The following is a 25,666-nucleotide window of genomic DNA, read 5'->3' as shown; positions in this document are numbered from 1 at the left end:
CGTTATTCTCTCTCTCGTTGCTTGCGAAGTGAGCGTATTCTGGCTTACCTTTCCATTCATTGAAAATGAATAATATTAAGCAACGCATTCACAAAAGAAGAATGGTATGGACCTGACTCAACTTGAGATGTTTAACGCTGTCGCCAGCACCGGCAGCATCACCCAGGCGGCGCAAAAAGTGCATCGTGTGCCGTCCAACCTCACCACCCGCATCCGTCAGCTGGAGGCTGATCTTGGCGTTGAGCTGTTTATTCGCGAGAACCAGCGGCTGCGCCTCTCCCCCGCAGGCCACAGCTTTTTACGCTACAGCCAGCAGATCCTCGCCCTGGTTGACGAGGCGCGAATGGTGGTGGCGGGCGACGAACCCCAGGGGCTGTTCTCTCTCGGTTCGCTGGAGAGCACCGCGGCGGTGCGGATCCCCACCACCCTGGCCCACTTTAATCAGCGTTACCCGAAAATTCATCTCGCCCTCTCCACCGGCCCCTCCGGGACGATGATCGACGGCGTGCTGGAGGGAGCCCTGAGCGCCGCGTTCGTTGATGGACCGCTGGTGCATCCAGGCCTGGAGGGGCTGCCGGTGTTCCCTGAAGAGATGATGATCGTCGCCCCCTACGGCCACGCGCCCATCGCCCGCGCCAGCGAAGTGAACGGGGCAAATGTCTACGCTTTTCGCGCCAACTGTTCCTACCGCCGGCATTTTGAGAGCTGGTTCCATGCCGACAGAGCGACCCCGGGCAGGATCCACGAGATGGAGTCTTACCACGGGATGCTGGCCTGCGTGATCGCCGGCGCGGGCCTGGCGTTGATCCCGCGCAGTATGCTGGAAAGTATGCCCGGCCATCAGCAGGTATCCGCCTGGCCGCTGGCGGAAGAGTGGCGCTGGCTCACCACCTGGCTGGTGTGGCGCCGGGGCGCCAAAACCCGCCAGCTGGAGGCGTTTATAGCGCTGCTGAACGAAGATCGGCGAACAGCGGTTTCTCCATAAACACGCTGAGCGGATCGGGCTGGTAAGGGGCAAACGCGCAGCGGGTCTGATAGCCGTTGCGCGTATAGAGGGTGATGGCCGCATGCTGATGGATGCCGGTCTCCAGGCGCAGAGTATGGCAGTCGCGCTGCCGCGCTTTCTCCTCCAGGGCCGCCAGCAGCTTTTCTCCCAGCTGCTGTCCGCGGTGCTGCGGATCGATATAGACCCGCTTCATCTCGCCAAAACCTTCAGCGCTGAGGACGATAGCCCCGCAGCCAACGGCTTCGCCCTGCGGACTGCGAATCGCCAGGGCGATCACTGTCTCTGGCGGCAGCTGGCCGAGGTCCAGCAGATGGTTGCTCTCTGCCGGGTAGAGTGTCTCCTGCCAGGCGTCGAGGGCGGCAATCAGGGCGGTAAATTCGGCGTCGGTGGGGGCGATGTCGGTAACGGTATACATAGGTGAGCTCCTTTTTTTACGCCACTGTAGCGCGCTTCAGGACGGTTTCCGCCATAGCATTAACTTATATTGCCGCTAACCACTTGCGCTAACTCACTGAAACACAGTAATTTTATCCCCTGCCGTTCGTTTTTGAGAGCTGAATATGCACACCAAAGCCCGTAAAGTGATGATTATTGGCGCCGGCAACGTCGGCGCGTCGGCGGCCTACGCGCTGCTCAATCAGAGTATCTGCGAGGAGCTGATCCTCGTCGACATTAACCAACAGCGCGCCGAGGCCCACGCTCAGGACCTGAGCGATGCCGCGGCCTATCGGCCGGGGATGATGACCATCTCTACCCGCGAGGCCAGCGACTGCGCTGATGTCGACATCGCGGTGATCACCGTCTCCGGCGGCGCGCTGCGTCCAGGCCAGAGCCGACTGGATGAACTGACCACCACCGCGAAGATAGTGAAGCGCATCGTGCCAACGATGATGGCCAATGGGTTTAACGGCATCTTTCTGGTGGCCACGAACCCCTGCGACATCATCACCTGGCAGGTATGGCAGCTATCCGGCCTGCCGCGCAGCCAGGTGCTGGGCACCGGCGTCTGGCTGGATACCACCCGCCTGCGCCGTCTGCTGGCGCAGGAGCTGAACATTGGCGCCCAGAGCATCGACGCTTTTATCCTCGGCGAGCACGGCGACACTCAGTTTCCGGTTTGGTCGCACTCCTCGGTATATGGCTCGCCGATAGCCGACCTCTACCAGCAGCGCACCGGCCGGCCGCTCGACCGCGAGGCGATGGCCGACAAAGTGCGTAAGCTGGGGTTTGAGATCTACGCCGGTAAAGGCTGTACGGAATATGGTGTGGCAGGCACCATCGCCGAGATCTGCCGTAATATTTTTACCGGCAGCCACCGCGCGCTGGCGGTCTCCTGCATTCTTGACGGTGAGTACGGGGTCTGCGGCGCGGCGGCTGGGGTGCCGGCGGTGCTGGCCCAGGGGGGCGTGGAGCAGATTATCGAACTGCGGCTGGCCGACGAAGAGCAGGCGAAGTTCAGCCAGTCGATTGCGGTAATCAAAGCCAATATCGCGCGTCTGCCCTGATGGCAGACGGCGACGTCTGGTTCAGTCGGCAATGATCAGCTGTGGGGAAAGGGTCACCAGCGCCTCGCGGGTCGCTTCCGGCAGGTGGCTGTCGGTAACGATATCGGTCAACGACTCCAGCGGGGCAATATTGAACAGTGACCAGGCACCGTATTTCGAGCTGTCCGCCAGCAGGATGCGCCGGCGAGCATTGGCCATCAGATCGCGCTTCAGGGCGGCCTTCTCTTCCGTCGGGGCGGTGATCCCTTTCTCAAGGTCCCAGCCGTTGCAACTGACGAAGGCGAGATCGGGCCAGATGGCCTGCAGCAGGCGGCGGCCGTGATCGCCAATGCACGACTGGCTGCTGTCATCGATGCGGCCGCCGATAATCGTCACTTCAATCTGCTTAAACTCCGACAAAAACAGGGCGATATGTAAATCGCTGGTGATCACCCGCAGCGGCAGATGGGTGATCTGCCGCGCCAGTTCAATCATGGTGGTGCCGGCATCAAGCACAATGGCGTCGCCGGCTTTCACCAGCGCTGCCGCCGCGCTGGCGATCGCCTGCTTTTCCAGCGGGCTGCGCTGGGCTTTCTCCAGCGTCGTCGGCTGGGCAGGAATAAACCGGTTTAACGTCACCCCGCCATGCGTGCGGCTGATCACCCCTTCCTGATCGAGTTTGATCAGGTCACGGCGAATGGTGGCCGGCGAGGCGTTGGTCGCCGCCACCAGCTGGTCGACTGTCACCAGATTATGGCTTTTCAGGAAGTCCATAATCTGCTCTAACCGGTTATATCCCTTCATGTTATTCCTGCGCGATGTGCATGGCGAGCTCAATGGAGGTTGCCATGCTCTCAGACTTCGCTTTACCTGTCCAGGCAATATCAAACGCGGTGCCATGATCCGCAGAGGTGCGGATAAACGGCAGCCCGGCGGTGATATTCACCCCATCATAGAATCCCAGCAGCTTCAGCGGGATGTGCCCCTGGTCGTGATACATCGCCACCACCATGTCGTACATCCCCTCATGACACTGCATAAACACCGTATCCGGCGGACAGGGGCCGGTCACCTCCACGCCCTGCGCCCGCATGGCGGCCACTGCGGGGGCGACGATGCGGATCTCTTCATCGCCAAACAGGCCGTTCTCCCCGGCGTGCGGGTTGACGCCTGCGACCGCAATACGCGGACGCGGATAGCCGACGCGGCGCAAAAACCGATCCGCCACGCCAATCACCGTCTCAATCCGCGGCTGGTTGAGGGTATCGAGGAACTGGCGCAAGGAAATATGGGTAGTGATATGGATAACTTTAAGTTTCTCGGTATACAGCACCATGGCGTAATCTGTAGTCTGCGTCAGGTGGGCCAGCAGTTCGGTATGGCCGGGATAAGCGTGCCCGGCGAGATGCAGCGCCTCTTTATTTAGCGGTGCGGTAGCGATGGCCGCGACCGCGCCCTCCAGTGCGAGGGCGGTCGCCCGTCTGATGCAACGAAATGCCAGATCGCCCGCCTGAGCCTGGACTTCGCCAGGACGCAGCCCCTGCGGATCGCTGAGCGGTTCATCGATAACGTTAATCGTCGCCGGGGTAAATACTGCTTCGGCGGGATTGTCGATGATGCGCAGCTCCACCCGCGGCGTGATATTCAGCGCCAGGATCCGCCGCAGCGTCTGCGCGCAGCCTACCACCACCACCGGCGCGCCGCTCAGCGCCCCCTCGGCGAGGGATTTAATAATAATCTCCGGACCAATACCTGCCGGGTCGCCCATTGTGACTGCAATCATTTTAGACACTCAGTTTCTCCTCAATAAAATTCACAACATGTAACAGCGTGGTGTCGGTGCCGAATCCTCCGGCTTTGGTCATCACCGGCCGCGACCAGCGGCCACCGAGAAAATGTCCGTAAGGAACGCAGGCCGCCACCCGGCCACGGATCTGGAAACCGCTGGCACCCAGCGCGTGCGCGACGGCGATGGCTACATCACCACCGGAAAGATACAGCGCGCCCGGAGGGCACTGCGCCACCGCCTGCGCCGTGACGTCGGCAAGCCAGGCGCAGATGCGCTCCCCGTAGGCCGCGCGGCTGAGGCCATGTTCGCGACACTGGGCTTCAATCCCGTGCCGGGCGGCGTGATTCGGGCGGGTGGTCACCACGCAGTGCTGCCCCTCACGCAGCACCTCGGCGATCCGCGAGGCTTCCTCCTTCGGTGATCCGCTAAAGGCCTGTTCGACATCAATTTCAATCTTCCTCACTCGGGAGTGAGCCTGCAGCGCAGCGACCTGGCGCTGCGCCATCTCGCTCATCGAACCAACCACCGCCAGCAGAGGCCCCTGCTCGCTGCGGCGAAGGCGGCGGGCCAGCGCCTCGCAAAGTCCCGCCGAGCCGACCAGCAGCGTCTCTCGCGCATGGGGCGCGACGGCGTCGATCACCTGATCCAGTTGGCTGTCTTCCCAGGCGTCGACAATCAATACTCGCTTCTCCTCGCCCGCCATCGCTAATGCCGCCGGGAGCTGGCTAGCGTTCAAGGTCAGACAGGGAAGACGGCTCTGCATGGCGATAATTTCGCTAATCTCCGCCCGGCTCACCGGCGTTTTCGGGTCGCTGGCAAATTCGGTCTGATCGAGGGCCACCCCATACACATAGCAGCGTCCGTCACGGGTATGCCGCCCGGCCGCCGGATACGCCGGCGCCACCACCGCCACCCGGCAGTTCTGCACCGCCATCATGGCCTCCAGCTCGGCACCGGGGTTCCCGCGCAGCGTGGAGTCGATCTTCTTTACCTGCCAGTGTGGGACGAATGTCGCTGCGTCGCGCAGCAGAGCGGTGACCTTATCCGCCGCCTCGGCGGCGGTCATCGCCCGGCTGTCGCTGTTGAGAATTAATGACCGCACGGAGGACGTCTGCCCGGCGGTGAATGCCACTTCCACCGCCATTCCCGCCTCTGCGAGGCTGACCCCGGCGTCATTGGCCCCGGTAAAGTCATCCGCCAACACCAGCACGTTGTTATTGCCGTCGTTCATTGTCCTGCCTTGTGGTCGATGAAATTATGAATTGATTATATTCAATCATAATTGATTAAATGTGAGCAAGCTCAAGTTATTAACCCGCCGTATAAATTATAACTTTTCCCCATCAGACGAGTTCCATAACTCACGAATGATTGAAAATAATCAATTGCTACCAAGGAGAAACGCGTGGCGACGATACACAGCACGATTATCAGCGGGGCGGGTGCCTCATCGGCTCTGCTCCCGTTATTGGCCGGTAAAACCTCTATCCTGCTGGTGACCGACAAGAACGTCGGGGCGCTGGAAGCAACCCAGGCGATCCATCGTCTGCTGGCGGCTAAGGGGCGTGTAGTTGAGGTCATTGACACGGTACCGGCCGAGCCCAGCCATCACGATGTGGCGCAGATCGTCAGCCAGCTCGACGCCAGCCAGCCACAGTTAGTTGTTGGCATCGGCGGGGGAAGCGTGCTGGATGTAGCAAAATTGCTGTCCGTACTTCTGCACCCTGAGGCGCCCGCTCTGACGGCCCTGCTGGCAGGCGAGCAGCCGCAACGACGGATCGGCTCATTGTTAATCCCGGCCACCGCCGGGACCGGCTCCGAAGCGACGCCGAACGCCATTCTGGCAATCCCCGAGCAGCAGACCAAAGTGGGGATCATCTCCCCGGTGCTCCTGCCGGACTATGTCGCCCTGCTACCGGAGCTGACCACCAGCATGCCGGCCAGCATCGCGGCGTCGACCGGCATCGATGCCCTGTGTCATCTGCTGGAGTGCTTTACCTCCACCGTGGCCAATCCGGTGAGCGACAACGCGGCGTTAATCGGTTTACACAAGCTGGTGCGCCATATCGAACGCTCGGTGAATCAGCCGCAGGATCTGACGGCGAAGCTGGAGATGCTCTGGGCGTCGTGGTACGGCGGCGCGGCGATCAACCATGCCGGCACCCACCTGGTGCATGCGCTCTCCTATCCGCTCGGCGGCACCTGGCACCTGCCGCACGGGGTGGCCAACGCCATTCTGCTGGCACCCTGCATGCGGGTGGTCCGCCCCCACGCGGTGGCGAAGTTCGCTCAGGTCTGGAATCTGATCCCCGACGCGGATCTCAGCCTCAGTGAGGAAGAGAAATCTCATGCGCTGGTGGCGTGGCTGGCGGCGCTGGTCAAACGCTTACCGCTGCCCGATAACCTCGCCGCGCTCGGCGTTCCCGCAGACAGCATCCCCGCCCTCAGCGCGGCGGCGCAAAACGTTAAACGCCTGATGAACAATGCCCCCTGCAGCGTCAGCCGCGAAGAGATCGCGGCCATCTACCAGACGCTGTTTCCAGAACATGCCTAACAGGAGAAAGTAAAATGAGGAAAGCTATCAGCGGCGTACTGACCGCCATCGTCACCCCCTTTACCGTCGAGGGCGCGCTTAACCTGCCAGCGCTACGCCAGCAGGTGCAGCGCCAGATCGCCGCGGGCAACGGTATTTTCTGCGGCGGCACCAACGGCGAGTTTTTTGTCCTCAATGAGGAAGAGAAGATCGCCGTCGCCAGAACCTGTGTGGAAGAAGCGGCCGGTCGCGTCCCGGTGGTGGCCCATATCGGGGAGGTTTCTACCCGCGAGACTCTCCGGCTGGGCCAGCAGATCGCCCGCCTCGGGGTTGATGCGGTATCGGCCATTACCCCGTGGTTCGTGCCCTTGAAGCAGGAAGAACTGATTAACCACTATACGGCGATCGCCGACGCGCTGAATGTCCCGCTTTTTCTTTACAACATTCCCGCCCGCACCGGGAACACCATTGCCCCGGAGACCGCGCGTCAGCTGGCCAGGCACGAGAATATTGTCGGCATTAAGGATAGCGCCGGCAGCTACGACAGCCTGAAAGGTTTTCTCGACGCGGTGCGCGATATCGACGGTTTCGACGTTCTCAACGGACCGGACTCGCTTATCCATCAGGGATTTGTCGACGGCTGTTCGGCGTGCATCTCGGGGCTTGCCAACGTCGCGCCCGCGGAAATTAACGCCATCTGGTCGCGCTTTCACGCCGGGGATATCGTCGGATCGCGCCAGGCCCAGGAGCAGGTAACGGGCCTGCGCACCGATCTGTATAAAGTGGCGTTCTCGCCTGCGGCGGTGAAGAAAGCTCTGCAGCTAATGGGTCATGAGGTGGGCGACAGCCGCTACGCGGTGCAGTTCAGTGACCAGCAGCTGCAGGAAATTCGCGGCATCATTGCCCGTTATTTAGCGTGATACCCGCTGCGTTTCGTAAATAAAACAGACCGGGTACCGTCGTACCCAGGATTCGTACGCCCAGAGAGAGGCTAAGATGAATCATTTTACCGCTGAAGATACCTTTATTATTGTCGGCATTGTCATTGCCTATATTCTGTTTACCACCTGGCTGACATTCCGTATTCGTAGTAAAAATTCCGGGGATTTTATGGAAGGCTCGCGCGCCATGCCGGCCTTAATTGTCGGTATATTACTGATGTCGGAATATATTGGCGCCAAATCAACCATCGGTACCGCTCAGGCCGCCTTTGAGAGCGGCATTGCCGCTTCATGGTCCGTGCTGGGGGCAGCCATCGGTTTCCCGCTGTTCGGTTTGATTCTGGTAAAACGCATCTATAACACCGGGAAAATCACCATCTCCGGCGCTATCGCTGAGAAATATGGCACCAGTACCAAAAATATCATCTCCCTGATCATGATTTATGCGCTGTTGCTGGTTAACGTGGGCAACTACGTCAGCGGCGCCGCGGCTATCTCCACCGTCTTAAAAGTCAACTTACCCGTGGCCGCCTTTATTACCGCCATCGTCAGTACCTTCTATTTCGCTTTCGGCGGCATGAAAGGCGTCGCCTGGGTCACCATGTTACACAGCGCGTTAAAATACGCCGGACTGCTGATCATTCTGGGTTTTGCTCTGTCCAAAACCGGCGGCTTCACGCCGATGATTGAGAATATGCCGGATTACTACTGGACGTGGGATGGCAACATTGGCGCTGGCACCATCTTCGCCTGGCTTATCGGCACCATCGGCTCCATCTTCTGCACCCAGTTTGTTATCCAGGCGATCAGCTCCACCAAAGATGTCCGGTCAGCAAAGCGTTCCACCTGGATCGCCTTCTTTTTCTGCCTGCCCATCGCCCTTGCCATCGCTATCATCGGCGTGGCGGCGAAATATCTGCATCCGGAAATCAACAGCCTGTACGCCCTGCCGGTATTTCTGCAGGACATGAACCCGTGGCTGGCGGGACTCGTGACAACGTCACTTGTGGCCTCGATATTCGTCAGCGTTAGTACCGTTGCCCTAGCCATTGCCTAGCTGGTGGTGAAAGATTTCTACGTGCCATGGCGTAACCCGACCCCGGACCAGGAGTTCAGAGCCACGCGCTGGGCATCGTTAATTATCGGCTTCCTGCCGCTGGTCTTTGTGCTGCTGGTGCCGGAAGTGCTGAAACTCTCCTTCTTCACCCGCGCCATACGCCTGTCCATTACCGTGGTGGCGGTTATCGCCTTCTACGCACCGTTTTTCCGGAGCACCCGCGGCGCCAATGCCGGTCTGATCGGCGCCTGCGTGGTGACCTCCGTTTGGTATTTACTTGGCGATCCGTTCGGCATCAATAACATGTATGTCGCCCTGGCGACCCCGGCGATCATTATGGTCCTCGATCGCTTGATCCCGAATAAATCACAATCATCTCCTGCCCCTGTTGAGCAACGTGGAGTCTAAAACATGACCGCAATACCTTCTTTCGACGGCGTCATTCGCCAGCACCCACAAGATGAACATATCGCATGGGCGATGCTCCCCTGCGCCTGCCCGCAAAATCATGCCGCCAACCTGCTTCAGCTGAAAGATGGCAGCCTGATGTGCGTCTGGTTCGGCGGCTCGCAGGAAGGGAAAGCCGACATTTCGATCTGGGGATCGCGGTTAGCCACCGACAGCGATCGCTGGAGCGAAGCGGTTAAGCTCTCTGACGATCCTGACCGCTCGGAACAAAATCCGGTGCTGTTTCAGGCGCCTGACCAGGTAGTGTGGCTGTTATGGACGGCGCAATACGCCGGCAACCAGGATACCGCCATTGTCCGCTACCGCCAGTCACATGACGGCGGGCAAAGCTGGGGTCCCATCGACACCCTGTTGGATCAGCCCGGTACCTTTATTCGCCAGCCGATTAGCGTCATGCCTGACGGCAGCTGGCTGTTGCCAGTGTTTTACTGCCGCACCGAACCAGGCGAGAAATGGGTGGGTAACAATGACGTCAGCGCGGTGAAAATCTCCTCAGACGGCGGCATAAGCTGGCGTGACGTGGCAGTCCCGGAGAGCCTTGGCTGCGTCCATATGAGCATCACCCCGCATCCCGACGGCGGACTGGCGGCCTTCTTTCGCAGTCGCTGGGCGGATCATATCTGGTTCAGCCACTCCAGCGACCAGGGTGAAAGCTGGTCTGCGCCGGCGCCCACGACGCTGCCGAACAATAACTCGTCCATTCAGGCGACAACTCTCGACAATGGCGAACTGGTGCTGGTGTTCAATAATATGAGCGCCGCCGGAGCCACTGAACGTCGTGCCTCGCTGTACGATGAAATTGCGGATGACGATGGCCGTAAGGAGCCGGAAACAACCGGGAAAAGCGCCTTCTGGGGCGCGCCACGCGCGCCGATGACGGTGGCGATTTCACCCGATGGCGGCAAAAGCTGGCCGTGGTTGCGCAATCTTGACGAGGGTGACGGCTACTGCATGACCAATAATTCGGAGCAGAAGCTGAACCGGGAGTTCTCCTACCCCAGCATCAAACAGGGAGCAGACGGTAATTTGCATATCGCCTACACCTGGTACCGCCAGGCGATCAAGTATGTTCGCGTTTCGCCACAGTGGGTGAAAGGAGAAAGCGCATGATTATCGGTAATCTGCAGGCGCTGCAGCAGGCTGGCCTGCCGCCGGCGTTAAACCAGCTTTTGAGCAGCGAGGTCTGCTCGCTGGCCGCCCTGAGCGCCAGAGAGGATGGCCGGTTCCAGCCCGACGGCGCGCCGTGGTTCTGCACCCTCAGCGTGGTGCAAACCCAGCCCGCGGCCGAGCGGCATACGGAATATCATCGCCAGTGGGCGGATATTCAGGTCATCCTGGCCGGCGAGGAGCGGATCCAGGCGGGCATGGCTCCCGCGATGCGCCCGGAAGATAATGAGATTAAGCCCGACCTCTATATCTGTCAGCCGGCCCCGGAGAGTGTCTCTATTCTGCTGCGTCCCGGCGACTTCGCGGTCTTTTACCCCGGCGAACCGCACCAGGCGCTGTGTGCGGTTTCGACGCCAGCGCCGGTCAGAAAGGCGGTATTCAAGATCCCGGCGGCGATGCTGGAGGCGCGATGAAGCAGGCAATTGTAACCGGGGCCAGTTCCGGGATCGGCGCCGCGGTGGTGAGGCAGTTGCTGGAGGACGGCTGGCAGGTGGTCGGCATGAGCCGTTCGCTGCCGCCCTTCTCACAGCCGAACTTTCGCCATCTGACGGTCGACGTCAGCCAACGCAGCGCGCTGCTGGCGGCGCTGGAGCAGATTGAGCCTCCTCAGGCCATCATCCACGCCGCGGGCTCGATGACCGCCGCAACCCTGGGCAATCTGGATCCACTGCACGGCGAGTCGCTGTGGCGTTTACATGTCGACGCGGCCCAGACGCTGGTCAATCACTTCGCCCCGGCCATGAGGCCGGGTGGGCGGATTGTTCTGCTGGGAAGCCGTACATCACGTGGCGCAGCGGGTCGTTCACAGTATACGGCCACCAAAGCCGCGCTGGTCGCCCTTGCCAGAAGCTGGGCGGCAGAGCTGGCGCCCGCTGGGGTGACGGTCAACGTGGTGGCGCCCGGGGCAACCGATACGCCGATGCTCCGTCAGCCCGGCAGGGAAAGCTCCCCGCCGCAGCTGCCGCCGCTGGGGCGGCTCATTACCCCGCAAGAGGTGGTCTCGCTGATAAGCTGGTTATTGAGTGAGGGCGCATCGGCGATGACCGGACAGGAGCTGGTGATGTGCGGTGGCGCCTCCCTCGCCTGATGACGCACGCCGCGCCGTCCCCGGACAGCGGAACGACGCGGCGGTGATGATTAACGCAAATAGACAGTCCCGCGCAGATAGATGGTGGCCTGGCCGCCGATCAGCACCCTGTCGCCCTGCCACTGGCAGCGCAGGTCGCCGCCGCGGGCGGAGCCCTGGCGCGCCATCATGGTGGTTTTCCCCAGTTTTTCGCCCCACCAGGGGATCAGCATGCTATGGGCGGAGCCGGTCACCGGATCCTCCGGCACCCCTTCACCCGGGCAGAAGAAGCGGCTGACAAAGTCATACTCCTCATCCGGCGCGCTGACGCAGATCATTTTGCCAAGCGTCTGCAGGCGCGCCATGTCCGGCCGCACCGCTTCAACCTGCTGACGATCCGCCAGCAGCACCAGATAATCGCGCCCTTCACGTACCTCGACGGCCGCCTCGAGGCCTAGTCCGGCCAGCAGGTCCGCCGGCGGGTTGGCCACCGGGGTGGTCGTCCACGCCGGGAAGTCGAGCGTCAGCCAGTCGCCGCTGCGGGTGACTCGCAGGTCGCCAACGAAGCGGGTGCTGAAGGTGATGGTCGCCGAGGGATGGTCGAGATATTCAAAAATAACGTGCGCCGCGGCCAGGGTGGCATGACCGCAGAGGTTGATCTCGTGCAGCGTGGTAAACCAGCGCAGCTCATAGCCTTCGTCGGTGCGGACGAAGAACGCCGTTTCGGACTGATTATGCTGTTGGGCCATTTTCAGCAGCACATCGTCGGCTAACCACTCGCTGAGGGGGCAGACGGCCGCGGCATTGCCACCGAAGTTTTTATCGCTGAAAGCATCGACCAGATAAAATTGAATTTCCTGCATACACTGTCCTTACTTTTTTTACTTTCCTTCAACATGACATAAAAGCGCCCCTCTGACACTATCCATAGCAAAATTAATTGCTTAACCGCGCCTGGCTGCTTGCAGTGAAATGAGAGGCAGATCACATAATGATTGTCTTTTCGCCAGCAAACGTTTTATGATCGGCGTCACATCTTCCCCTGAATCACCAGTCCAGAGCTTATGACTACGAATACGGTCTCACGCAAGGTAGCGTGGCTACGTGTCGTGACGTTGGCCATCGCCGCGTTTATTTTTAACACCACAGAATTCGCCCCGGTCGGTCTGCTGTCGGATATTGCCGACAGCTTCGGCATGGAAACTGCCCAGGTGGGCATGATGCTGACCATCTACGCATGGGTGGTGGCGTTAATGTCGCTGCCGTTTATGCTGCTGACCAGCAAAGTGGAGCGCCGGCGGTTGCTCATCGGCCTGTTTATTCTGTTTATCGCCAGCCATGTGCTGTCGTTCTTTGCATGGAATTTTGACGTGCTGGTCATCAGCCGCATCGGCATCGCCTTCGCCCATGCGGTGTTCTGGTCGATAACGTCGGCGCTAGCCATCCGCATGGCGCCCCCGGGCAAACGGGCGCAGGCGCTCAGTCTGATCGCCACCGGTACCGCGCTGGCGATGGTGTTTGGGATTCCGATCGGCCGCATCATCGGCCAGTATTTTGGCTGGCGAATGACCTTCCTGGCGATCGGCCTGGGCGCGTTAGCCACCCTGGTCTGCCTGGTGAAACTGCTGCCGACTCTGCCGAGCGAACACTCAGGCTCGCTGAAGAGCCTGCCGGTGCTGTTCCGTCGCCCGGCGCTGGTCAGCGTATACATTCTGACCGTGGTGGTGGTGACCGCACATTATACCGCCTACAGCTATATCGAACCCTTCGTCCAGACGGTGGCGGGTCTGAGCGGCAATTTTGCCACCGTGCTGCTGCTAATCCTCGGCGGGGCCGGGATTATCGGCAGCATTCTGTTCGGCAAGCTCGGTAACCAGCACGCTTCGGGGCTGATAAGCCTCGCCATCGGCCTGCTGCTGGCCTGTCTGCTGCTGCTTCTGCCGGCCTCGCATAACCCGCACCACCTGATGCTGCTCAGCATCTTCTGGGGGGTGGCGATTATGATTATCGGTCTCGGCATGCAGGTGAAAGTGCTGGCCTCCGCCCCGGACGCCACCGACGTCGCCATGTCGCTGTTCTCGGGCATCTTTAATATCGGCATTGGCGCCGGCGCGCTGGTGGGCAGCCAGGTGAGTCTGCATCTCTCTATGGCCTCCATCGGCTATATCGGCGCTATCCCGGCGCTGGCAGGCCTCATCTGGGCCCTATTGATCTTCCGCCGCTGGCCGGTATCGCTGGAAGAACACCAGCCGCACCACTCTTAATTTAGCCGCAAAAAAAGCCCGCCGGTATCGCTCCTGCGGGCTGTTGTCTATCTGCGCATCACCGCGGTCAGGGATGCCAGGTCGAAATGATCTCCAGCACGCCATTAATAATAAATTGCACGCCCATGCAGACCAGCAGGAAACCCATCAGTCGTGAGATGGCCTCAATGCCGCCTTTGCCTACCAGACGCATAATCGCCCCCGAACTGCGCAGGCAACCCCAGAGAATAATCGCCAACAGGGCAAAGATAATCGGCGGCGCCGCCAGTACCACCCACTCCGGAAAGTCCACCCCGTGCTTAACGGTCGAGGCGGAACTAATGATCATCGCGATGGTGCCCGGACCGGCGGTGCTTGGCATCGCCAGCGGCACAAAGGCGATATTGGCGGTCGGCTCATCCTGTAGTTCTTCCGATTTGATCTTCGCTTCCATCGAATCGTGGGCTTTTTGCTGGGGGAACAGCATACGGAAACCGATAAAGGCCACAATCAACCCCCCGGCGATTCGCAGCCCAGGTATTGATATGCCGAATGTATTCATCACCACCTGGCCGGCATACCATGACACCATCAGGATGGCGAAGACATACACCGAGGCCATCAACGCCTGCTTGTTACGCTCGGCGTTGTTCATATTGCCCGCGAGGCCGAGGAACAGCGCCACGGTAGTCAGCGGATTCGCCAGCGGTAAAAGCACCGCCAGGCCGAGCCCTATCGCTTTAAACAAATCGAACATAGTTAAATAAAGTCCCGTAAATATTCATTTTTTAAAGATGGTTTCAGTCCGTGAGTATACCGGCTTCAACAATTCCAACGCCAGCCAGCTGATAAATCACTTTCGCCAAAAATTAACAAGCGTTAGAAAATTCACAAACAGTGACACGCGTCGAATTTTTTTGTTTTAGCAAATCGTGGCATCGGCTAATTCATAATGTTGACTTATGATTGCCTGGGCAATAGTATCACTCGCAACTAAATCATTGCCTGGGCAACCATCATGAAAAATACCAGCGACCTGTTCAACGAGATGATCCCGCTGGGCCGCTTGATCCAGATGGTTAACCAGAAAAAAGATCGCCTGCTCAACGACTACCTCTCACCGATGGATATTACCGCGACCCAGTTTCGGGTGCTCTGTTCCATTCGTTGCGAGGTATGTATTACCCCCGTTGAGCTGAAAACCGTGCTTTCCGTCGACCCGGGCGCGATGACGCGTATGCTCGACCGCCTGGCGTGTAAAGGCTGGATTGAACGGTTACCCAACCCCGCTGACAAGCGCGGTGTGCTGGTGCAGTTGACGCCAGACGGCGCAGCCCTTTGCGAGCAGTGTCATCAGGTTGTGGGTCAGAAGTTACACCAGGAGTTAACAAAAAATCTGTCGGCGGACGAAGTCGCCATGCTTGAGCAACTCCTCAAGAAGGTCCTGCCGTAAAAATAAGAAGAGGTAAGATGATGTCCAGACGTAATAATGACGCCATCACTATCCATAGTATTTTGTCGTGGATCGAGGATAACCTGGAATCGCCCCTGTCGCTGGAAAAAGTGTCTGAGCGCTCAGGTTACTCCAAGTGGCACCTGCAACGTATGTTTAAGAAAGAGACTGGCCATTCCCTCGGCCAGTACATCCGCAGCCGTAAGCTGACGGAGATTGCGCAAAAGCTCAAGCAGAGCAATGAGCCAATCCTGTACCTGGCGGAACGCTACGGTTTCGAATCGCAGCAGACCTTGACGCGAACATTTAAAAACTATTTTGATGTTCCGCCCCACAAATATCGCATAACGAATGTACCTGGCGAATCCCGCTATCTGCATCCGCTAAATAACTGATGTTAATCGCCTGTAATATCAAAGACGTATTGAGGAAATCATGAAACTATTCGCTGCCGCAGCTATCGTCCTTCTGTCGCTGGCATCCAGCTTCAGCTTTGCGGAGCAAACCACCACGCCGGTGCGGCAAAACCAGCGTGACACAATGATTCTCCCTTCGGACCATAACGACTCGCCGTTTGATTTCAATCATATGGCGGCCGGCAATGATAAATCTGACGAACTAGGCGTGCCGTACTACCAGCAGCACGACCTGTGATGCCATTACACGCATACTTGTGTATAGCCCCGTCTCCGGGGCTTTTTTTTACCCGCGCGCCATGCCCGGCCGCACCAGACGCAGACCGAAAACGTTGATATAGAGCCCGGCCATGATCAGCGCCGCCCCGGCGAGCTGCAGTCCGCTCAGCGTCTCCCCCAGCAGCAGCGCGGCGCTGGCCATCCCCACTACCGGCACCAGCAGCGACAGCGGCGCCACCCGCCAGGTTTCATAGCGCCCCAGCAGCGAGCCCCAGATACCATAGCCGACGAGGGTGGCGATAAACGCCAGGTAAAGCAGCGAGAGAACCGTCAGCATATCGATCTGGCGTAGACTCGCCAGCATGAGCTGCGGGCCATCGATCAGCCACGAGGCAAACATAAACGGCAGCACCGGGATCAATGCGCTCCACACCACCAGCGACATGATTGGCGGGCGGGTCGCCTGGGACATGATTTTTTTGTTGAAAATATTGCCGCAGGCCCAGCTGAGCGCCGCCGCCAGGGTCAGCATAAAGCCCACCAGCGGGACATGCTCCCCGCCGAGGCTCCCCTCCACCAGCACCAGCACGCCGAAGATCGCCAGCGCGATCCCCGCCAGCTGCTTGCCCTGTAAGCGTTCGCCAAAGACGAAGGCGCCAAGAATGATGGTAAAAAAGGCTTGCGCCTGCAGCACCAGCGACGCCAGCCCCGCCGGCATGCCCAGGCCGATAGCGCAGAACAAAAAGGCAAACTGGCCAAAGCTAATGGTCAGGCCATAGCCCAGCAGCAGGCGCAGCGGAATGGCCGGCCGGGCGACAAACAGCAGCGCCGGGAAGGCGACCAGCATAAAGCGCAGGCCCGCCAGCATCAGCGGCGGCATATTGTGCAATCCCAGCTTAATCACCACGAAGTTAAGCCCCCACACCACCACTACCAGCAGCGCCAGCAGTCCATCTTTCCTCGTCATACCCTGCCTCTGTCGTTATTAGAATTTTTGTGAACAAAATCAAAGTAGCGAAAAAGCGGTCGCCAGGATAGATCATTATTTTTGGCAGGTTCGGAAGTGCCTATCGCCACCGGGGCGACCTGTACAAGGCGTGATGGCCGTGTTATTTGTGATCGAAGACATAAAATTATAACAACATGACAGGCAAGGAAATCATGATCACCACACTCCGGCGCTCCACCATCGCGCTGCTGGCATCGTCGCTACTGTTGACTATCGGCCGCGGGGCCACACTGCCGTTTATGACCATCTACCTCACCCGACGCTATCAGCTGGAGGTGGATGTGATTGGCTACGCCCTGTCGCTGGCCCTCGTGGTGGGCGTGCTGTTTAGCATGGGCTTTGGCATCCTCGCGGACAAGTTCGACAAAAAGCGCTATATGGTGTGGTCAGTGCTGGTGTTTATCCTTGGTTTCAGCGCGATACCGCTGGTCAATAACGCTATCCTGGTGGTGATCTTCTTTGCGCTGATCAACTGCGCCTACTCGGTCTTTTCCACCGTGCTGAAAGCCTGGTTCGCCGACCGGCTGACGGCGGAGAAAAAAGCGCGCATTTTCTCGCTGAACTATACCATCCTCAACATCGGCTGGACCGTCGGACCGCCCATCGGCACGCTGCTGGTGATGCACAGCATTAATCTGCCATTCTGGCTGGCGGCAGCCTGCGCCGCCTTCCCGTTAGTGTTTATTCAGCTGTTTCTGCAGCGAGATGGCGCCGCCGCCGCCCAGCCAGGGGCTGCCGTCTGGACGCCTTCGGTGCTGTTGCGCGACCGCGCACTGCTGTGGTTTACCTGTTCAGGGCTGCTGGCCTCCTTCGTCGGCGGCGCTTTCGCCTCCTGTATCTCGCAGTACGTACTGGTGGTCGCCAGCAGCGACTTCGCCGAAAAAGTGGTGGCCGTGGTGCTGCCGGTTAACGCCGCGGTGGTCGTCGCTCTGCAGTACGCGGTTGGCCGGCGACTGAGCGCCAGAAATATCCGCCCGCTGATGACCTTCGGCACCGTCTGCTTTGTGATCGGCCTCGTGGGCTTTATGTTCTCCGGCGCCAGCCTGTGGGCATGGGGGATCTCGGCGGCAGTCTTCACCCTTGGCGAGGTGATTTATGCCCCCGGCGAGTATATGCTGATTGACCATATCGCCCCGCCAGGGATGAAGGCCAGCTACTTCTCCGCTCAATCGCTGGGATGGCTGGGCGCGGCATTCAACCCGATGCTGACGGGGTTGATCCTCACCCATCTGCCGCACTGGTCGCTTTTTGTCATTCTTATCGGGGCCATTGTCGCCGCCTGGCTGATGATTTTCCGCGGGATCAATGCCCGCCCCTGGCAACCGGATTCTCCGCTGGCCAACGCCTGACGCCAGCTGGCATGCGGCTGTCAGGTTGCTGTCGGGCCGTTGTCGGGTCGCTGTCGTGGTGGCTGGCGGCCCGCTTTTCCATACTCCATCACAGGTTTACATCCGCAGAACGTTATGGAGCATACAAATATGAACAGCAACAATCAGGTCAAACAATTACGGCTGCAGCGCGCCTGGTCCCAGGAACAGCTGGCCGAAATGGCGGGGCTCAGCGTCCGCACGATCCAGCGCATTGAGAATGGCGAACGCCCGGGACTGGAGACCCTCAGCGCCCTCGCCGCGGTCTTTGAAGTCACGGTGGCCGAGATCGGCGGCGAAGCCTCGCGGGAGGGCGCGCCGGGCCCGGAAGCCTCGCTGGATCTGCGTATAGAGGAAGCGAAAGCGCGGGTGCAACAGGAGAGCCGCTTTTTTCGTTCGCTGTCGGTGGCGCTGGTGGTCTGCGTGCTGCTGGCGCTGCTCAACCGGTACACTAACCCGCAGTACACCTGGTCCGGCTGGGTCGCCCTGATCTGGGGCGCTCTGCTGGCGGTGAGAGGATTACGCCTGTTCGTGTTCGGCGAATGGATCAAAAACTGGCGCCAGGCGCGCCTGCAGCGGCTGCTGCGTAAATAGCAAGGAAACCGGCGACTCGAACGCCGCCGGTCCGTTCAGATAGTCACCAGGGCGCGTACGCCGTCGGTTTCCATATCTCCGCCCTTGCCCTGCTGGACGATGGCGCCGCGCGACATCACCAGGTAGTGGTCCGCCAGCCCGGCGGCAAAGTCATAGAATTGTTCCACCAGCAGGATGGCCATATCCCCGCGGCTCGCCAGCTGACGGATCACCTCGCCAATCTCTTTGATGACCGAGGGCTGGATCCCCTCGGTGGGCTCATCGAGGATCAGCAGCTGCGGACGGCTGGCCAGCGCCCGGCCGATCGCCAGCTGCTGCTGCTGGCCGCCGGATAAGTCACCGCCCCGCCGCTGCTTCATGGTCTTGAGCACCGGGAAAAGCTGGTAAATCTCCTCCGGCACCTGCTGCGCCTCGCGGGCGGGAAAGCGCGATAGCCCCATCAGCAGGTTTTCCTCCACCGTCAGGCGCGGAAAAATCTCGCGTCCCTGAGGGACGTAGGCCACCCCGGCCTGTACCCGCTGGTGCGGTTTACGGTGGGTAATGTTCTGATCCTGCCAGCGTACCTCACCGCTGCGCGCCGGGATCAGCCCCATCAGACATTTCAGCAGGGTGGTCTTGCCGACGCCGTTGCGCCCCAGCAGGCAGGTGACTTCGCCCTGGCGGGCGGAAAAATCCACCCCACGCAAAATATGGCTGCCGCCGTAGTATTGATGTAGCTGACTCACCTGTAACATTGGCGCTCCTTAACGTCCCAGATAAACTTCAATGACCTGCTCATTGGCCTGCACCTCCCGCAGCGATCCCTCCGCCAGCACCTGGCCCTGATGCAGGACCGTCACCCGGTCGGCGATAGTCTCGACAAATCCCATGTCGTGCTCCACCACCATCAGGGAGTGCTGTCCGGCCAGCGTACGAAACAGCTCCGCTGTATATTCGGTTTCCGCATCGGTCATGCCGGCCGCTGGCTCATCAAGCAGCAGCAGATGCGGCTCCTGCACCAGCAGCATGCCGATCTCAAGGAACTGTTTCTGGCCATGGGAAAGCAGCCCCGCCTGGCGGTAGCGTTCGCCGTCAAGACGCAGCAGGCGCAGCACCTCATTCAGCCGATCGTCCTGTTCGCTGCTCAGCCGGGCGCGCAGGCTGGCCCACACCGATTTATCTCCCTTCATCGCCAGGGCGAGATTTTCCGCCACCGTCAGCGCTTCGAAGACCGTCGGCTTCTGAAACTTGCGCCCGATGCCCTGGCGGGCGATGGCCACCGGTTCGAGGGTGGTCAGATCCACCGACTGGTCATAGATCGCTTTGCCGCTCTGCGGCCGGGTTTTGCCGGTGATCACGTCCATCAGGGTGGTCTTGCCCGCGCCGTTGGGGCCGATCACACAGCGCAGCTCGCCGACGCCAATCGCCAGCGACAGGTCCGTCAGCGCCCGGAAACCGTCAAAGCTAACGTTAATGTTCTCCAGCTGCAGTACCGGGTCGGTTTGCGCACGAAAGCGATCGCCGGGCAGCTGGCGGGTAAACAGTCCTTCATCCGGTTGCATTAGCGGTCTCCTCGACGCAGCAGGCCCATCACCCCGCGGGGTAAAAACAGGGTCACGATGATAAAGATGAGGCCGAGAAACAGCTGCCAGTACTCCGGCATCGCCACGGTGAAAATGCTCTTCGCGCCGTTGACCAGCCCGGCGCCAAGCACCGGGCCAATCAGGGTGCCGCGCCCGCCGAGCGCCACCCAGATGGCGGCCTCGATGGAGTTGGTCGGCGACATCTCGCTGGGGTTGATGATCCCCACCTGCGGGACATATAACGCCCCCGCCAGGCCGCAGAGTACCGCCGACAGCGTCCACACCAGCAGCTTGAAGCCGCGCGGGTCGTACCCGCAGAACATCAGGCGGTTCTCGGCATCCCGCACCGCGGTGAGGATCCGGCCAAACTTACTCTGCGCCAGCGCCGAGCCCAGCCACAGGGTCAGCAACAGCAGCAAAACCGTGGCCATAAACAGGGTGGCGCGGGTGCCGGTGGCGGTGACCGGAAAACCCAGCAGCGTGGTAAAACCGGTGAAACCGTTATTGCCGCCAAACCCGGTCTCGTTGCGAAAGAACAGCAGCATACCGGCATAGGTCAGGGCCTGGGTCATGATCGAGAAATAGACCCCTTTGATCTTCGAGCGAAAGGCAAACCAGCCGAAAACCAGGGCCAGTAGACCGGGAACCAGCACCACCAGCGCCATCGCCCAGGCGAAATGCTGCGTGCCCCACCAGAACCAGGGCAGTTCGCTCCAGGAGAGAAAAGACATAAACGCCGGCAGACCGTCGCCCGCCGCCTGGCGCATCAGGTACATGCCCATAGCGTACCCGCCGAGGGCAAAGAAAATCCCGTGCCCCAGCGACAGCATACCCGCGTAGCCCCAAACCAGATCCAGCGCCACCGCCACAATGGCGTAGCAGAGGATTTTACCGCTCAGGGTCAGCAGCCAGCTCGGCACCGCCAGCGGATGGGAGGCCGGCAGCAGCGCCAGAAATGGCATGCTCAGCAGCCCCAGCACCAGCAGGATCCCCAGCCAGCGCAGAGGCCGCGGCGCGCGCTGCGCCAGCGTTAAGGTAACAGGTTGGCTCATCAGTCAATCACCCTCCCTTTCAGCGCGAACAGACCCTGCGGGCGTTTCTGAATAAACAGAATAATCATCACCAGGATCAGGATTTTGCCCAGCACAGCGCCCATTTGTGGTTCGAGAATTTTGTTGAAAATGCCCAGCCCAAAGGCCGCCGCCACGCTGCCGGCCAGCTGGCCGACGCCGCCCAGGACCACCACCAGAAACGAGTCGATGATGTATCCCTGACCCAGTTCAGGCCCGACGTTGCCAAGCTGCGACAGCGCCACGCCGCCCAGCCCGGCAATACCGGAGCCGAGGCCAAAGGCCAGCATATCCACCCGCCCGGTAGGCACGCCGCAGCAGGCGGCCATCGCCCGGTTCTGCGTCACGGCGCGGACGTTCATCCCCAGACGGGTGCGGTTCAGGATGAGCCAGGTAAAGCACAGAACCAGCAGGACGAACGCCAGCACCGCCAGCCGGTTCCACGGCAGGATCAGGTTCGGCAGGACCTGCACGCCGCCGGAGAGCCAGGCGGGGTTCGCCACCTCGACGTTCTGTGCGCCAAACAGCATGCGCACCAGCTGGATAAGCATCAGGCTGATCCCCCAGGTGGCGAGCAGCGTCTCAAGCGGCCGACCATACAGATGACGAATAATGGTGCGCTCCAGCGCCATGCCGATCCCGGCGGTCACCAGAAACGCCACCGGCAGCGCAACCAGCGGATAAAAGGCCAGCCACTGCGGCGCGAGCTGCGCCAGCGCCTGCTGAACCAGCCAGCAGCTGTAGGCGCCAATCATCAGCATCTCGCCATGGGCCATGTTAATCACCCCCAGCAGGCCGTAGGTGATCGCCAGCCCCAGCGCGGCCAGCAGCAGCACCGATCCCAGCGACAGTCCCATAAAGGCCTGGCCCAGCAGATCGCCGAGCAGCAGACGATGTTTGATCTTTTGCAGGCTGTCGCTGGCCGCCTCGCGCACCGCCGCATCCGACTCATGCTGGGCATCGGTAAAGGGGATCAGCAGCGCCTGGGTTTCCGGGTCCGCGGAATGGCCGAGCAGCGTCACGGCGGCCAGCCGCGCGCTGGCCTCAGGCCGAGTCAACTGCAGCCGCGCCAGCGCCACCTCCAGCAGGCCCCGCACATTATCATCGCTTTCCGCCTTCAGCCGCTGCTGCAGCAGCGCGGCCATGGCCGGGGTCGCTTCCCGCTGTAGCGTTCGTGCGGCGGAAGCTCTCTCCGTGACGTTGTCACTTAAAATAAGATGGCTGGCCAGCGCGCCGGCAGCCAGATTGCGCAGCCGGTTGGTCAGACGCACCGGTCGGGTTTCGCCCTGGGGCGCGGCGACGGCACCCAATGGCTGTAATCCGCCCTGTCGGGTGCGGAAAGCATGTTTTCCGTCGTCCATCACCAGGCTCTCCGTGGTCAACGCCCGCAGCAGCGGCAGACGATCCGCCTGCGGCGCTGCCGCCCACTGGGTCAACAGCTGCGCCTGCTGGCTGCGGCTGGCGGCAACGAAGTCGTCCGCCTCCGCGGCCTGTGCCCGCCATGGCAGCAGGATCAGCAGTAGCGTCAACACACTCATGAGACGCAATGCGTTCATGTCGTTCTCCTCTGGTCAGCGGCCGACGGACGCGACGTTCCCGCTCCGTCGGCCCTGGCGCTTACTGGCTGACGGTTTTCACCGGATGGTCAGGTTTCTTATCATTACCGGGGATCCACGGGCTCCATGGCTGCGCGCGGACGGGCTCATCGGTCTGCCAGACCACGTTGAACTGGCCGTTGCCTTCAATTTCACCGATCATCACCGGCTTATGCAGATGGTGGTTGGTGGCATCCATCGTCAGGGTGAAACCGGACGGCGCTTTGAAGGTTTGTCCGGCCATAGCGTCGCGCACTTTGTCCACGTCGGTGGTGCCGGCTTTGGTCACCGCCTGCGCCCACATATGCAGACCCACCCAGGTCGCTTCCATCGGATCGTTGGTCACCACCGTATCGGCATTCGGCAGCTTGTGCGCTTTGGCGTAAGCGCGATAATCGGCGACAAAGGCTTTGTTGGTCGGGTTATCGACCGACTCAAAGTAGTTCCATGCCGCGAGGTTGCCGACCAGCGGTTTGGTATCGATGCCGCGCAGCTCCTCTTCCCCCACCGAGAAGGCCACCACCGGCACATCGGTCGCTTTCAGCCCCTGGTTAGCCAGCTCTTTGTAGAACGGCACGTTGGAATCGCCGTTGATGGTAGAGACCACCGCCGTTTTGCCGCCGGCGGAGAATTTTTTGATATTGGCGACGATGGTCTGGTAATCGCTATAGCCGAACGGGGTGTAGACTTCTTCGATATCTTTGTCCTGGATCCCTTTGGCATGCAGGAAGGCGCGAAGGATCTTGTTGGTGGTGCGCGGATAAACGTAGTCGGTTCCCAGCAGGAAGAAGCGTTTGGCGCCGCCGCCGTCCTCGCTCAGCAGGTATTCCACCGCCGGGATGGCCTGCTGGTTAGGCGCCGCGCCGGTATAGAAGACGTTGGGGGACATCTCTTCCCCTTCGTACTGTACCGGGTAGAACAGCAGGCCGTTCAGCTCCTCAAACACCGGTAGCACCGATTTACGCGAGACCGAGGTCCAGCAGCCAAACACCACCGCCACCTTGTCCTGGGCCAGCAGCTGGCGTGCCTTCTCGGCGAACAGCGGCCAGTTGGAGGCCGGGTCGACCACCACCGGCTCCAGCTTCTTGCCCAACACCCCGCCTTTGGCGTTGATGTCGTCGATGGCCATCAGGGCGACGTCCTTCAGCGGCGTTTCGGAAATCGCCATCGTCCCGGAGAGCGAATGCATGATCCCGACTTTAATAGTGTCGGCGGCATAGGCATGGAATGAGAGACCCATAGCCATAACAGAGGCGGAGAGTGCAAAAGCTTTTAATAACGTTCTTCGTTGCATGATTCACTCCTGAGTAGCGCAAAAATAAAGAATTAACAGCTAACCAGAGGTGATAAGGCAAAAACGGTGCCAGGTTGTGAGAACAGTGGGATGCGGCGCAGGCGGACGGCGGAGGCGAAGGAGATGGCAGCGTTGCCTCATCACGGTGCAACGCTGCGCTAAGAAAGCAATTACCAGACGTTGGCGGCGATAGACGTCACCAGACGGACTTTTTGCCACTGCTGGTCTTCGCTGAGGGCGTTACCCTCTTCCGTCGAGGCGAAACCGCACTGCGGACTCAGGCAGATCTGCTCGAGCGGAACATATTGCGCCGCCTCGGCGAGGCGCGCTTTTACCCCCTGCGGGTTCTCCAGCTCGCCGTTTTTGGTGGTGATAAGCCCGAGGACCACCTGCTGATGGCCGGGACGAATAAAGCGCAGCGGCGCGAAATCCCCGGAGCGGTCGTTGTCATACTCGAGGAAGAAGGCATCGACATTGACGCCGCCAAACAGCACCTCAGCCACCGGCTCGTAACCGCCCTCCGAGATCCAGGTTGAGCGGAAGTTGCCTCGGCAGACGTGCAGGCCCACCGTCAGATCGGCCGGCTTGCCCTCCAGCGCCTGGTTCAGCACCCGGGCATAAATGCGCGCCAGCGCATCCGGATCGTCGCCGCGCTCGCGCACCTGCTGACGCTGGGCATCGGAGCACAGATAGGCCCAGACGGTATCGTCCAGCTGCAGATAGCGGCAGCCGGCGTCATAAAACGCACGGATCGCGTCGCGCCAGGTGGTGGCCAGGTCGTCGAAGTAGTCGCTGAGATCCGGGTAAACGGTGGCATCAATATCTTTCCGACCGCCGCGGAAGTGGAGCACGCTCGGGCTGGGAATGGTCATCTTCGGCTGCGCGTCGCCGCTGATGCTTTTCAGATAGCGGAAATCCTCCAGCATTGGGTGGTCGCCAAACGCCAGCTTGCCGGTAACGCGCACGCCGTGCGCTTTGGTCTGCACGCCGTTGAACTGGATCCCCTGCTCGGCATCGTAACGCTCAACGCCTTGCAGGCCGTCGAAGAAATCAAAATGCCACCATGCGCGACGAAACTCGCCGTCGGTAACCACGTGCAGGCCGCAGTCGCACTGCTGCTGGACCAGGTGACGGATAGCGTTATTCTCAATGTCGCGCAGCTGACCGGCGTCGATGAGCCCCTCAGCCAGCTGCTGACGCGCCTGTTTGATGCTGTCCGGGCGCAAAAAACTGCCGACGATGTCTGCGCGGAACGGGGCCTGTTGACGTTGCATGCTGTCTCCTTAGCGGTGGGCGCGTTAGTTGCCCACCGTGATAGTTCATTATTTGAATT

At 60.4% G+C, this 25,666-nt stretch carries 26 protein-coding genes and 1 pseudogene; 14 read left to right on the top strand and 13 right to left on the bottom strand.

Annotation, left to right across the window (positions count from 1 at the left end; all coding sequences use genetic code 11):
• Nucleotides 1–106 precede the first annotated feature (106 nt).
• On the top strand, nt 107–985 hold the full coding sequence (locus ABLU50_RS05995; RefSeq protein ID WP_032456014.1) for a LysR family transcriptional regulator: 879 nt from the start codon (nt 107–109) through the stop codon (nt 983–985).
• Here ABLU50_RS05995 and ABLU50_RS05990 read toward each other — a convergent pair.
• Nucleotides 939–1,421: a GNAT family N-acetyltransferase gene (locus tag ABLU50_RS05990; protein WP_017900361.1), complete on the bottom strand. Its 483-nt coding sequence runs from the start codon at nt 1,419–1,421 to the stop codon at nt 939–941. The two genes, ABLU50_RS05995 and ABLU50_RS05990, sit on opposite strands and share 47 nt — an antisense overlap.
• A 145-nt stretch (nt 1,422–1,566) precedes the next feature.
• Here ABLU50_RS05990 and ABLU50_RS05985 point away from each other — a divergent pair, with 145 nt between their 5' ends.
• Entirely contained in the window at nt 1,567–2,511 is a 945-nt protein-coding gene (locus tag ABLU50_RS05985; RefSeq protein WP_017900360.1) for an L-lactate dehydrogenase, read from the top strand.
• 21 nt (nt 2,512–2,532) lie between these two features.
• On the opposite strand, the gene ABLU50_RS05980 is transcribed toward ABLU50_RS05985, so the two are convergent.
• The 3 genes from ABLU50_RS05980 to ABLU50_RS05970 are packed head-to-tail and all read right to left on the bottom strand — an operon-like array spanning nt 2,533 to nt 5,510.
• A complete protein-coding gene (locus tag ABLU50_RS05980) occupies nt 2,533–3,294 on the bottom strand; it encodes a DeoR/GlpR family DNA-binding transcription regulator (protein WP_048324158.1) in 762 nt (253 codons plus the stop codon).
• A gap of 1 nt (nt 3,295) precedes the next feature.
• Nucleotides 3,296–4,282, bottom strand: a complete 987-nt coding sequence (locus ABLU50_RS05975; RefSeq protein ID WP_087833285.1) for a D-threonate 4-phosphate dehydrogenase — start codon at nt 4,280–4,282, stop codon at nt 3,296–3,298.
• Complete coding sequence (locus ABLU50_RS05970) at nt 4,275–5,510, bottom strand: four-carbon acid sugar kinase family protein (RefSeq protein ID WP_087833284.1); 1,236 nt, start codon at nt 5,508–5,510, stop codon at nt 4,275–4,277. Before ABLU50_RS05970 ends, ABLU50_RS05975 begins: the two co-directional genes overlap by 8 nt.
• Before the next feature lie 174 nt (nt 5,511–5,684).
• On the opposite strand from ABLU50_RS05970, the gene ABLU50_RS05965 reads away from it, so the two are divergent.
• The 6 genes and pseudogenes from ABLU50_RS05965 to ABLU50_RS05940 all read left to right on the top strand — a co-directional run bounded on the left by ABLU50_RS05965 (nt 5,685) and on the right by ABLU50_RS05940 (nt 11,532).
• A complete protein-coding gene (locus ABLU50_RS05965) occupies nt 5,685–6,833 on the top strand; it encodes an iron-containing alcohol dehydrogenase (RefSeq protein WP_087833283.1) in 1,149 nt (382 codons plus the stop codon).
• Nucleotides 6,834–6,847: 14 nt separating this feature from the next.
• Nucleotides 6,848–7,732, top strand: a complete 885-nt coding sequence (locus ABLU50_RS05960; RefSeq protein ID WP_087833282.1) for a dihydrodipicolinate synthase family protein — start codon at nt 6,848–6,850, stop codon at nt 7,730–7,732.
• A gap of 76 nt (nt 7,733–7,808) precedes the next feature.
• Nucleotides 7,809–9,218, top strand: a pseudogene (locus ABLU50_RS05955) (sodium:solute symporter family protein).
• A 3-nt stretch (nt 9,219–9,221) separates the two neighbouring features.
• Nucleotides 9,222–10,388: an exo-alpha-sialidase gene (locus ABLU50_RS05950; protein WP_087833281.1), complete on the top strand. Its 1,167-nt coding sequence runs from the start codon at nt 9,222–9,224 to the stop codon at nt 10,386–10,388.
• Complete coding sequence (locus ABLU50_RS05945) at nt 10,385–10,858, top strand: YhcH/YjgK/YiaL family protein (protein ID WP_048324142.1); 474 nt, start codon at nt 10,385–10,387, stop codon at nt 10,856–10,858. Before ABLU50_RS05950 ends, ABLU50_RS05945 begins: the two co-directional genes overlap by 4 nt.
• On the top strand, nt 10,855–11,532 hold the full coding sequence (locus ABLU50_RS05940) for an SDR family oxidoreductase (protein WP_057215131.1): 678 nt from the start codon (nt 10,855–10,857) through the stop codon (nt 11,530–11,532). Before ABLU50_RS05945 ends, ABLU50_RS05940 begins: the two co-directional genes overlap by 4 nt.
• Before the next feature lie 50 nt (nt 11,533–11,582).
• Here ABLU50_RS05940 and ABLU50_RS05935 read toward each other — a convergent pair whose 3' ends face one another.
• Nucleotides 11,583–12,374 (bottom strand): PhzF family phenazine biosynthesis protein, encoded by a 792-nt coding sequence (locus ABLU50_RS05935; protein WP_087833280.1) that lies wholly within the window; start codon nt 12,372–12,374, stop codon nt 11,583–11,585.
• A gap of 201 nt (nt 12,375–12,575) precedes the next feature.
• Between ABLU50_RS05935 and ABLU50_RS05930 the strand changes: the two genes are divergently transcribed.
• Nucleotides 12,576–13,775, top strand: coding sequence for a sugar transporter (locus ABLU50_RS05930; protein WP_004205967.1), 1,200 nt, complete (start codon nt 12,576–12,578; stop codon nt 13,773–13,775).
• 67 nt (nt 13,776–13,842) lie between these two features.
• On the opposite strand, the gene ABLU50_RS05925 is transcribed toward ABLU50_RS05930, so the two are convergent.
• Entirely contained in the window at nt 13,843–14,511 is a 669-nt protein-coding gene (locus ABLU50_RS05925) for a MarC family NAAT transporter (RefSeq protein ID WP_004205969.1), read from the bottom strand.
• A gap of 261 nt (nt 14,512–14,772) precedes the next feature.
• Here ABLU50_RS05925 and marR point away from each other — a divergent pair, with 261 nt between their 5' ends.
• Genes marR through marB form a run of 3 tightly spaced genes read left to right on the top strand, consistent with a single transcriptional unit; the run spans nt 14,773 to nt 15,861 of the window.
• Nucleotides 14,773–15,207 (top strand): multiple antibiotic resistance transcriptional regulator MarR, encoded by a 435-nt coding sequence (marR, locus tag ABLU50_RS05920; RefSeq protein ID WP_017900358.1) that lies wholly within the window; start codon nt 14,773–14,775, stop codon nt 15,205–15,207.
• A 20-nt stretch (nt 15,208–15,227) separates the two neighbouring features.
• Nucleotides 15,228–15,602 (top strand): MDR efflux pump AcrAB transcriptional activator MarA, encoded by a 375-nt coding sequence (gene marA / locus ABLU50_RS05915; protein WP_002904397.1) that lies wholly within the window; start codon nt 15,228–15,230, stop codon nt 15,600–15,602.
• Nucleotides 15,603–15,642: 40 nt separating this feature from the next.
• On the top strand, nt 15,643–15,861 hold the full coding sequence (marB, locus tag ABLU50_RS05910) for a multiple antibiotic resistance protein MarB (protein ID WP_043519537.1): 219 nt from the start codon (nt 15,643–15,645) through the stop codon (nt 15,859–15,861).
• 48 nt (nt 15,862–15,909) lie between these two features.
• On the opposite strand, the gene eamA is transcribed toward marB, so the two are convergent.
• Nucleotides 15,910–16,809 carry an O-acetylserine/cysteine exporter gene (gene eamA, locus ABLU50_RS05905; RefSeq protein ID WP_065697120.1) on the bottom strand — a complete coding sequence of 300 codons (900 nt, stop codon included), beginning with the start codon at nt 16,807–16,809 and terminating at the stop codon, nt 15,910–15,912.
• A gap of 194 nt (nt 16,810–17,003) precedes the next feature.
• On the opposite strand from eamA, the gene ydeE reads away from it, so the two are divergent.
• Both ydeE and ABLU50_RS05895 read left to right on the top strand, forming a co-directional pair.
• Complete coding sequence (gene ydeE / locus ABLU50_RS05900) at nt 17,004–18,200, top strand: efflux MFS transporter YdeE (RefSeq protein ID WP_004205975.1); 1,197 nt, start codon at nt 17,004–17,006, stop codon at nt 18,198–18,200.
• Between the two features lie 129 nt (nt 18,201–18,329).
• Entirely contained in the window at nt 18,330–18,812 is a 483-nt protein-coding gene (locus tag ABLU50_RS05895) for a helix-turn-helix domain-containing protein (RefSeq protein WP_004205976.1), read from the top strand.
• Between the two features lie 35 nt (nt 18,813–18,847).
• On the opposite strand, the gene urtE is transcribed toward ABLU50_RS05895, so the two are convergent.
• The 6 genes from urtE to ABLU50_RS05865 form a co-directional block, all read right to left on the bottom strand.
• Complete coding sequence (gene urtE, locus ABLU50_RS05890) at nt 18,848–19,546, bottom strand: urea ABC transporter ATP-binding subunit UrtE (RefSeq protein ID WP_004205977.1); 699 nt, start codon at nt 19,544–19,546, stop codon at nt 18,848–18,850.
• Nucleotides 19,547–19,555: 9 nt separating this feature from the next.
• A complete protein-coding gene (gene urtD, locus ABLU50_RS05885) occupies nt 19,556–20,353 on the bottom strand; it encodes an urea ABC transporter ATP-binding protein UrtD (protein WP_004205978.1) in 798 nt (265 codons plus the stop codon).
• Nucleotides 20,353–21,426 (bottom strand): urea ABC transporter permease subunit UrtC, encoded by a 1,074-nt coding sequence (urtC, locus tag ABLU50_RS05880; protein WP_017900354.1) that lies wholly within the window; start codon nt 21,424–21,426, stop codon nt 20,353–20,355. Before urtC ends, urtD begins: the two co-directional genes overlap by 1 nt.
• Complete coding sequence (gene urtB, locus ABLU50_RS05875; RefSeq protein ID WP_087833279.1) at nt 21,426–23,000, bottom strand: urea ABC transporter permease subunit UrtB; 1,575 nt, start codon at nt 22,998–23,000, stop codon at nt 21,426–21,428. Before urtB ends, urtC begins: the two co-directional genes overlap by 1 nt.
• 61 nt (nt 23,001–23,061) lie before the next feature.
• Entirely contained in the window at nt 23,062–24,333 is a 1,272-nt protein-coding gene (urtA, locus tag ABLU50_RS05870; RefSeq protein ID WP_087833278.1) for an urea ABC transporter substrate-binding protein, read from the bottom strand.
• A gap of 170 nt (nt 24,334–24,503) precedes the next feature.
• On the bottom strand, nt 24,504–25,607 hold the full coding sequence (locus tag ABLU50_RS05865) for a cobalamin-independent methionine synthase II family protein (protein ID WP_087833277.1): 1,104 nt from the start codon (nt 25,605–25,607) through the stop codon (nt 24,504–24,506).
• Nucleotides 25,608–25,666: the final 59 nt, after the last annotated feature.

Origin of the sequence: Klebsiella sp. GG_Kp173 (assembly GCF_040062415.1) — a bacterium.
In the GTDB taxonomy this organism is placed as follows: domain Bacteria; phylum Pseudomonadota; class Gammaproteobacteria; order Enterobacterales; family Enterobacteriaceae; genus Klebsiella; species Klebsiella quasipneumoniae.
Note: the sequence above shows the minus strand (reverse complement) of the source record. Positions and strands in the feature narration are given on the sequence as shown.

Excerpts from the sequence above, each read along its gene's own strand:
- ABLU50_RS05995 (WP_032456014.1), top strand. The coding sequence starts at position 107 with ATGGACCTGACTCAACTTGAGATGTTTAACGCTGTCGCCAGCACCGGC.
- ABLU50_RS05990 (WP_017900361.1), bottom strand. The coding sequence starts at position 1,421 with ATGTATACCGTTACCGACATCGCCCCCACCGACGCCGAATTTACCGCC.
- ABLU50_RS05985 (WP_017900360.1), top strand. The coding sequence starts at position 1,567 with ATGCACACCAAAGCCCGTAAAGTGATGATTATTGGCGCCGGCAACGTC.
- ABLU50_RS05980 (WP_048324158.1), bottom strand. The coding sequence starts at position 3,294 with ATGAAGGGATATAACCGGTTAGAGCAGATTATGGACTTCCTGAAAAGC.
- ABLU50_RS05970 (WP_087833284.1), bottom strand. The coding sequence starts at position 5,510 with ATGAACGACGGCAATAACAACGTGCTGGTGTTGGCGGATGACTTTACC.
- ABLU50_RS05960 (WP_087833282.1), top strand. The coding sequence starts at position 6,848 with ATGAGGAAAGCTATCAGCGGCGTACTGACCGCCATCGTCACCCCCTTT.
- ABLU50_RS05950 (WP_087833281.1), top strand. The coding sequence starts at position 9,222 with ATGACCGCAATACCTTCTTTCGACGGCGTCATTCGCCAGCACCCACAA.
- ABLU50_RS05945 (WP_048324142.1), top strand. The coding sequence starts at position 10,385 with ATGATTATCGGTAATCTGCAGGCGCTGCAGCAGGCTGGCCTGCCGCCG.
- ABLU50_RS05940 (WP_057215131.1), top strand. The coding sequence starts at position 10,855 with ATGAAGCAGGCAATTGTAACCGGGGCCAGTTCCGGGATCGGCGCCGCG.
- ABLU50_RS05935 (WP_087833280.1), bottom strand. The coding sequence starts at position 12,374 with ATGCAGGAAATTCAATTTTATCTGGTCGATGCTTTCAGCGATAAAAAC.
- ABLU50_RS05930 (WP_004205967.1), top strand. The coding sequence starts at position 12,576 with ATGACTACGAATACGGTCTCACGCAAGGTAGCGTGGCTACGTGTCGTG.
- ABLU50_RS05925 (WP_004205969.1), bottom strand. The coding sequence starts at position 14,511 with ATGTTCGATTTGTTTAAAGCGATAGGGCTCGGCCTGGCGGTGCTTTTA.
- marR (WP_017900358.1), top strand. The coding sequence starts at position 14,773 with ATGAAAAATACCAGCGACCTGTTCAACGAGATGATCCCGCTGGGCCGC.
- marA (WP_002904397.1), top strand. The coding sequence starts at position 15,228 with ATGTCCAGACGTAATAATGACGCCATCACTATCCATAGTATTTTGTCG.
- marB (WP_043519537.1), top strand. The coding sequence starts at position 15,643 with ATGAAACTATTCGCTGCCGCAGCTATCGTCCTTCTGTCGCTGGCATCC.
- eamA (WP_065697120.1), bottom strand. The coding sequence starts at position 16,809 with ATGACGAGGAAAGATGGACTGCTGGCGCTGCTGGTAGTGGTGGTGTGG.
- ydeE (WP_004205975.1), top strand. The coding sequence starts at position 17,004 with ATGATCACCACACTCCGGCGCTCCACCATCGCGCTGCTGGCATCGTCG.
- ABLU50_RS05895 (WP_004205976.1), top strand. The coding sequence starts at position 18,330 with ATGAACAGCAACAATCAGGTCAAACAATTACGGCTGCAGCGCGCCTGG.
- urtE (WP_004205977.1), bottom strand. The coding sequence starts at position 19,546 with ATGTTACAGGTGAGTCAGCTACATCAATACTACGGCGGCAGCCATATT.
- urtD (WP_004205978.1), bottom strand. The coding sequence starts at position 20,353 with ATGCAACCGGATGAAGGACTGTTTACCCGCCAGCTGCCCGGCGATCGC.
- urtC (WP_017900354.1), bottom strand. The coding sequence starts at position 21,426 with ATGAGCCAACCTGTTACCTTAACGCTGGCGCAGCGCGCGCCGCGGCCT.
- urtB (WP_087833279.1), bottom strand. The coding sequence starts at position 23,000 with ATGAACGCATTGCGTCTCATGAGTGTGTTGACGCTACTGCTGATCCTG.
- urtA (WP_087833278.1), bottom strand. The coding sequence starts at position 24,333 with ATGCAACGAAGAACGTTATTAAAAGCTTTTGCACTCTCCGCCTCTGTT.
- ABLU50_RS05865 (WP_087833277.1), bottom strand. The coding sequence starts at position 25,607 with ATGCAACGTCAACAGGCCCCGTTCCGCGCAGACATCGTCGGCAGTTTT.